Origin of the sequence: Actinomadura spongiicola, assembly GCF_003432485.1 — a bacterium.
Classification (GTDB): domain Bacteria; phylum Actinomycetota; class Actinomycetes; order Streptosporangiales; family Streptosporangiaceae; genus Spirillospora; species Spirillospora spongiicola.
In genome coordinates this window covers 721,572-728,017 of the sequence record NZ_QVNQ01000005.1, presented here as the reverse complement: position 1 = coordinate 728,017, position 6,446 = coordinate 721,572, and the positions used below count along the sequence as shown (strand labels likewise).

Here is a 6,446-nt window from a genome sequence, read left to right as displayed (position 1 = left end):
CGCAACACCACCGCCGCGCCCAACCGCTCGTGCCCCTCACGGAACACCGTCGCCGACACCTCGACCGTCTCACCCACCACCGCCTTGGCAGGCCACCGACCACACCCCACCACCGGCGCGACATCAACAATCGGAATGCGACCGAGCTCCGCCTCCAACTTCACCTGCATGTGCCCGCTCCCGCTCGTCGGCGACGGACCCGCCTCCGGCGCGAGGCATGGGTCCCAGGCATCCATGCCCCGTCCGCGCCGCCACGTGATCAGCGCCGTCACAAGATCACGCAAAGAGATCATCTGTGGGCGGCGCGTCGCTCAGCGGTGCGCGGCGGCCGCGAGCGCCTCGCGAGCGGTCGCCACGTCCGGTGCGATGGCGACCCGGCGCTGCAATCCCGCCACGTCCGACACCTGGCGGACGATGCCGCGCGACGGCAGCACCACCCACATCGGCACGCCGAGTTCGGTGGCCCGCATCTGCGAACGCGTGATCACGTTCAGCCCGTTGGAGTCGCAGAACGCGCACCCGGTGAGGTCGAGGATGAGGGCCGGTGTCCCGGAGTCGAGCAGCCGGATGGCCTGTTCGAGGATCGCGTCGCCGTTGCTCAGGTCGACCTCTTCGGGGAACGACAGCGTTCCGCAGGTCTCCGTGATCTCCACTCGCGCCACTCCGAGATCCATGGTTCGCCCCAAGATCGTGTCCCTCACCTGGATGACAATCGGGGGGTACCTCACTGCGACTGTAAGCTCCAGACCTGGACGGAACCGGAAAGAAAGGGTCAAGTTCCGGACGGTGATCGCCCATATCCCCGACGATCCCGTTCATTGTGGATTCATCCTGGTTTGCCGCTTTTGGAGGCCTGCATGCCCGCCCCGCTGAGCCTCGCCGCCGTCCAGCCGCCCTGCGTTCCGCGCCATGTCGAGGCGAACGTGGCCGCGCACGTCGGGACGATCCGTGCCGCACAGGCCAGGGTGGTCGTCTTCCCCGAACTCTCCGTCAGCGGATACCAGTTGGACGCCGAGGCGGTCGAGCCCTCCGACCCGCGCCTGTCGCCCCTGGTCGGCGCCTGTGCCGAGTCGGGCACCGTCGCCCTGGTGGGCGCCCCGGTCGGCGAGCACATCGCGATGCTCCGCGTCGACGGGGACGGCGTCGCCGTCGCCTACCGCAAGATGTGGCTCTCCGACAGGGAGGCCGAACGGTTCGAGCCCGGCCCCGGACCCGCCGTCGTCACCGTCGACGGCTGGCGCTTCGGCCTGGCCATCTGCAAGGACACCGGCGTCCCGCGACACCTCGCCGACACCGCGGCCCTCGGCATCGACGTCTACCTCGCCGGGGTGTGCGACACCGATCCGGCCGTTCCGGAGGAACGCGCCCACCGCGCCGCGACCGGCCACGGCGTCTGGGCGGCCTTCGCCAGTTTCGCGGGCCGGGCGGGCGACGGCTACGACCCGGCCGCCGGCCACTCCAGCATCCGGACCCCCGACGGCCTCGTCGTCGCCCAGGCGGGGCCCGAGCCCGGAGACCTCGCCCGAGCCACCCTGGTCTGACCACACCCCGGTTCGACCGCATCGTCCCCCTTTGCTCATGAGTCCTGGACGCGGCTGCTAGGTTCGCGACCACGACGGGCGTTGGAACGAGAACGGAACGAGATCGGGGATGAGGGCGGGGGAGGCGGCGTGAACACGGACCCGGTCGTCATCGACGGCGGTGATCGCTCCTGCGTACGGCTGCTGCTGGAGTTGCGCGGTCATATCGCCGGCCTCGCCCCCGGAACCGTCGTCCACCTGATCGCCTCCGACCCGGTGGCGCCCATCGACCTGCCCGCCTGGTGCCATCTGACCGGTCACGTCTATCTCGGCCCGGTTCCCGGAGCCGAGACCCCGACCTACGCCCTCCGGGTGGCGGCCGACGCCAACCCCACGTCCGCGGAGTCGCCCTGGCGTCCGCGCTGACCGAGTCCCGGTTCTGACACCCCCGCGTGCGAAGCTGGGCGGGTGAGCGCCGAGGAGGAACGGGACGGGGTCCGGCTGACGAACCTCGACCAGCCGCTGTTCGACGGGGCGGACGCGACCAAACGCGACCTGGTCGACTACCTGGACGCCGTGTCCGGACGCATCATCCCCCAACTCGCCGGGCGCCCGCTGTCGGTCAAGCGGGTGCTGCGCGGCCAGAAGCCGTTCATGCAGAAGAACGTGCCGAAGTACACGCCGTCGTGGGTGCGGAGGGTGGCGGTGTGGGCGGAGACGTCCCAGCGCGAGGTCTCCTACGCGCTGTGCGACGACCGCCGCACGCTGCTGTGGTTCGCGAACCAGCGCGCCGTCGAGTACCACCCGCCTCTCGTCCGCGCGGACGCCTGGGACCGGCCGACCCACCTCGTCATCGACCTCGACCCGCCCGAGTCGGGGGAGTTCGACGCCGTCGTCCGCGCCGCCCATCTCGTGCGCGGCGCGTTGGACGACTGCGGGCTGCGCGGCGCGGTCAAGACCAGCGGCGCGAAGGGCGTCCACGTGTTCGTGCCGGTCGAGGGGCACGGCGCCGAGGACGTCGCCGCCGCGACCAGGGCCCTCGCCGCCCGCGCCGAACGTCTCGATCCCGCGCTCGCCACCACGGCGTTCATCCGGGAGGACCGCGCCGGGAAGGTGTTCCTCGACTCGACCCGCGCCGCCGGCGCCACCGTCGTCGCCGCCTACAGTCCCCGCATCCGGCCGGGCACGCCGGTCTCGTTCCCCGTCCCCTGGGACGGGCTGGACGGCGTCGCGCCGGGCGACTTCACCGTCCGGACCGCCGTCCGGCTGCTGGGCGACCGCGACCCGTGGGCGGAGCTGATGCCGCCGCCGCAGCGGCTCCCCGACGACCTGATCGCCGAGGGGCACACCATCCCGATCGCCAGGGTCGCGGCCATGCACGAGGGCAAACGCCGGGCCCGCGCCCGCCGCAACGAGTGAACCCCCGCGTCCCGACCCGCGGGGAAGAAGCGATGAGTTTCCCGGACGCGTGGGGTCTGCCCTACTGAGCGACCACACAGGGGTGATATCTGATGGATACCAGGCGTTTGACCACGTGCCTGTGGTTCGACGGGCAGGCCGAGGAGGCGGCGAACCACTACGTCTCCATCTTCAAGGACTCCAGGCTCGGCGACGTCCACCGCGTCGGCGAGGGCGGACCGGGCGAGCCGGGCGCCGTGCTGACCGCCGAGTTCGAGATCAAGGGTCAGCAGTTCGTCGCGCTCAACGGCGGGCCCGAGTTCACGTTCAACGAGTCCGTCTCGTTCCAGATCCACTGCGCCGACCAGGACGAGGTGGACTACTACTGGGACCGGCTCACCGACGGCGGCGAGGAGTCCATGTGCGGCTGGCTGAAGGACAGGTTCGGCGTGTCGTGGCAGGTCATTCCGACCGTGCTGTACGAGCTGATCGGCGACCCCGACCCCGAGAAGGCGGCGCGTGCGACGAAGGCGATGCTCGCCACCCGCGGCAAGCTCGACATCGCCGAACTCCGCAGGGCCCACGCGGGCGCCTGACATTCGGACGCGCGGTCCGCCCACGAGTCCCCGCGACCGCCGCGGGGGCTCAGGCGTCCAGCTCGCCCGCGCCGAGCAGCCCGAACAGGAGCAGCCCGATCACGACCCGGTAGATCACGAAGGACGTGAAGCTGTGCCGGGACACGAACCGGAGCAGCCAGGCGATGGACGCGTACGCGACGATGAACGACACGGCGGCGCCGACCACCAGCGGCAGCGGGTCGGCTCCCGAGCCCAGCGCGCTGGGCAGCTCGTAGATCCCCGCGCCGGTCAGCGCGGGAATGCCCATGAAGAACGACAGCCGTGTCGCGGCGACCCGGTCCAGGCCGAGCAGCAGCCCGGTGGACATCGTCGCGCCCGACCGGGAGAAACCGGGGAACAGCATGGCGAGGATCTGCGAGGAGCCGATCAGCATGGCGTCGGTGAGGGACGTGTCGTCCTCGCCGCGCTTGTGCTTGCCGTACCGGTCGGCGAGCCACATCACGACGCTGCCGCCGAGCAGCGAACCGGCGACCACCCACAGCGACGCGAGCGGGCCGTGGATCAGGTCGTCCGCGGCGACGCCGACGGCGACGACGGGCAGCGTGGCGAAGATGACCCACCAGCCGAACTTGTAGTCGTGGTGGTACCGCTCGGACGGCTTGGCGATGCCGCGCCCCCACGCCTTCACGATGCGGACGATGTCGGCGAAGAAGTACACCAGGACCGCCGCGATCGCGCCGGCCTGGATGACGGCGGTGAACCCGACCACCGCGTCGTCGTCCACCGGGATCCCCATCAGACCCTCGGCGATCTTGAGATGGCCGGTCGAGGACACCGGCAGGAACTCGGTCAGGCCCTCCACGATGCCGAGGACGATGGCCTGCCCGACGTTGATCACGCTCAATGATCCGGTTTCCTCTCCCGACCTGCGGCTGTTCGCGGTGAGCCTACTAAGCGGCGCCGAGCACGATGCCGGTTGAGCGAGAGAGCTTCACCGATCGTTAACCCGCCCGATCATAACCGGACGTCCCCGGCCCTCCAGGGGGTCCGGACGGCCGCCTGAGGCCCTGTGAGAGGCCGGGAACGGAAGTTCTCGGAAAAAGTCCGGCGGACGTGTCGATCCTCGATGGGACCCGTTCGACCTAGGGATGAAAGGGTCCGCAGGAGGGGCCCGAACGAACCAGGGAGACGAAAGATCATGAAGTTCATGCTGATCATGCGCGCCACCGACGAGGCCTTCGCGGGCGCGGAGGACTTCGACTTCAACGAGATGCTCGCGACCGTAGGGAAGTTCAACGAGGAGATGATCCAGGCCGGGGTGCTGCTGTCCGCGGAGGGCCTGGACGACGCGTCCCAGGGCGTGGTCGTCGACCACTCCGTCGAGCCGCCCGTGGTCACCGACGGTCCCTACGGCGAGACGAAGGAGCTGTTCGGCGGGTTCTACATCCTCAACGTCGCGTCGAAGGAGGAGGCCGTCGAGTGGGCCAAGCGGGCGCCGATGGCCGGGCCCGGCTTCAAGACCGAGATCCGCCGGGTCACCACGATCGACGAGTTTCCGCAGGACAATGAGTGGATCAAGAAGGAGCGGGAGTGGCGTGAGGCCACCGGCCAGCTCTGAGCGGAGCGGGGGGATGACCGACCCGACGGGCCGCGAGGCCGTCGCCGCGGTCTGGCGGATCGAGTCCGCCCGGATCGTCGGCGCGCTCGCCCGGTACACCGGCGACTTCGCGATGGCCGAGGACCTCGCCCAGGAGGCCCTGGCCGAGGCGCTGGTGACCTGGCCGCGCGACGGTGTGCCGCGCAGCCCCGCGGGGTGGCTGCTCACCGTCGGCCGGCGCCGCGCGATCGACATGTTCCGCAGGCGTTCCGCCCTCGACGACAGGTACGCCGCCCTCGCCCACGGCCTGGGCGAGGGCGGCGCCGCCGCCGGGAGCGCGCCGGCCGACCCGGCGCGCGAGGCCGACGACGTCCTGTGGGACCCGGACCAGATCGACGACGACGTGCTCGCGTTGATGTTCATCGCCTGCCATCCCGTCCTGTCGCGGGAGTCGCGGGTGGCGCTGACGCTGCGCGTCGTCGGCGGTCTGACCAGCGACGAGATCGCCAAGGCGGTCCTCGTGCCGACCGCCACCGTCCAGGCCCGCATCACCCGCGCGAAGAAGACCCTCGCCGCGGCGCGGGTCGCGTTCGAGGCGCCGCCCGCGCGGGAGCGGGCCGAGCGGCTCGGCTCGGTGCTCAGCGTGATCTACCTGATCTTCACCGAGGGGTCGTCGGCCACGTCCGGCGACGCGCTGATCCGGCACGACCTCGCGGGGGAGGCGCAGCGCCTGGCGCGGGTGCTGAGCCGCCTCGTCCCGGACGAGCCCGAGGCGTACGGTCTGCTGGCGCTGCTGGAGCTGACCGCGGCGCGCTTCCCGGCCCGCACCGGCCCGGACGGCGAGCCCGTCCTGCTGGAGCACCAGGACCGGCGCCGGTGGGACCGCGCCGCGATCCGCCGCGGTCGGGCCGCCCTCGCCCGCGCCGAGCGGGCCGGACGGGGCCTCGGCTACTACGGCCTCCAGGCGGCGATCGCCGAATGCCACGCCGTCGCGCCGTCCGTCGAGGCGACGAACTGGGAACGCGTCATCGTGCTCTACGAGGCGCTCGGACGGCTCGCGCCGTCCCCGGTCGTCGACCTCAACCGGGCCGTCGCGGTGTCCATGGCGCACGGACCGGCCAGGGCGCTGCCGATCGTCGACGGGCTGGTCGCGGCCAAGGCGCTGCCGCACTCGCACCTGCTGCCGACGGTCCGCGGGGAACTGCTCACCCGCCTCGGACGCGCGGACGAGGCACGCGCCGAGCTGGAGCGGGCCCTGCGACTGTGCGGCAACGAGGCGGAACGGACCGTCCTGCGACGCAAGATCGCCGACCTGGGGTGACCCGGGGTGTCGGGCCGGCCCCGTTTCCGGGA

General features: G+C 71.5%; 9 protein-coding genes. 6 read left to right on the top strand and 3 right to left on the bottom strand.

All coding sequences use genetic code 11. From position 1 onward, the window contains the following. Window positions 1–170, bottom strand: a 170-nt coding sequence (locus tag D0T12_RS19735) for a maltotransferase domain-containing protein (RefSeq protein WP_117401138.1), incomplete at its 3' end; no start/stop codon positions are given. A gap of 141 nt (window positions 171–311) precedes the next feature. Continuing rightward, window positions 312–674, bottom strand: a complete 363-nt coding sequence (locus D0T12_RS19730; protein WP_147339555.1) for an STAS domain-containing protein — start codon at window positions 672–674, stop codon at window positions 312–314. 183 nt (window positions 675–857) lie between these two features. On the opposite strand from D0T12_RS19730, the gene D0T12_RS19725 reads away from it, so the two are divergent. The 4 genes from D0T12_RS19725 to D0T12_RS19710 all read left to right on the top strand — a co-directional run bounded on the left by D0T12_RS19725 (window position 858) and on the right by D0T12_RS19710 (window position 3,514). Further along, window positions 858–1,541, top strand: coding sequence for a carbon-nitrogen hydrolase family protein (locus D0T12_RS19725; protein ID WP_117401039.1), 684 nt, complete (start codon window positions 858–860; stop codon window positions 1,539–1,541). 129 nt (window positions 1,542–1,670) lie between these two features. Beyond that, window positions 1,671–1,946 carry a sulfurtransferase TusA family protein gene (locus D0T12_RS19720; RefSeq protein ID WP_117401137.1) on the top strand — a complete coding sequence of 92 codons (276 nt, stop codon included), beginning with the start codon at window positions 1,671–1,673 and terminating at the stop codon, window positions 1,944–1,946. Between the two features lie 42 nt (window positions 1,947–1,988). After that, a complete protein-coding gene (locus D0T12_RS19715; RefSeq protein ID WP_117401038.1) occupies window positions 1,989–2,939 on the top strand; it encodes a DNA polymerase domain-containing protein in 951 nt (316 codons plus the stop codon). Between the two features lie 92 nt (window positions 2,940–3,031). Beyond that, window positions 3,032–3,514 carry a VOC family protein gene (locus tag D0T12_RS19710; RefSeq protein WP_117401037.1) on the top strand — a complete coding sequence of 161 codons (483 nt, stop codon included), beginning with the start codon at window positions 3,032–3,034 and terminating at the stop codon, window positions 3,512–3,514. A gap of 49 nt (window positions 3,515–3,563) precedes the next feature. Here D0T12_RS19710 and D0T12_RS19705 read toward each other — a convergent pair whose 3' ends face one another. Then, window positions 3,564–4,394, bottom strand: coding sequence for an undecaprenyl-diphosphate phosphatase (locus D0T12_RS19705; protein WP_233526179.1), 831 nt, complete (start codon window positions 4,392–4,394; stop codon window positions 3,564–3,566). A gap of 300 nt (window positions 4,395–4,694) precedes the next feature. On the opposite strand from D0T12_RS19705, the gene D0T12_RS19700 reads away from it, so the two are divergent. Continuing rightward, a complete protein-coding gene (locus tag D0T12_RS19700) occupies window positions 4,695–5,114 on the top strand; it encodes a YciI family protein (protein WP_117401035.1) in 420 nt (139 codons plus the stop codon). Window positions 5,115–5,127: 13 nt separating this feature from the next. Further along, a complete protein-coding gene (locus tag D0T12_RS19695; RefSeq protein ID WP_117401034.1) occupies window positions 5,128–6,414 on the top strand; it encodes an RNA polymerase sigma factor in 1,287 nt (428 codons plus the stop codon). Window positions 6,415–6,446 lie beyond the last annotated feature (32 nt).

Coding starts and splice junctions, on each gene's coding strand:
- D0T12_RS19730 (WP_147339555.1), bottom strand. CDS start 674: ATGGATCTCGGAGTGGCGCGAGTGGAGATCACGGAGACCTGCGGAACG.
- D0T12_RS19725 (WP_117401039.1), top strand. CDS start 858: ATGCCCGCCCCGCTGAGCCTCGCCGCCGTCCAGCCGCCCTGCGTTCCG.
- D0T12_RS19710 (WP_117401037.1), top strand. CDS start 3,032: ATGGATACCAGGCGTTTGACCACGTGCCTGTGGTTCGACGGGCAGGCC.
- D0T12_RS19700 (WP_117401035.1), top strand. CDS start 4,695: ATGAAGTTCATGCTGATCATGCGCGCCACCGACGAGGCCTTCGCGGGC.
- D0T12_RS19695 (WP_117401034.1), top strand. CDS start 5,128: ATGACCGACCCGACGGGCCGCGAGGCCGTCGCCGCGGTCTGGCGGATC.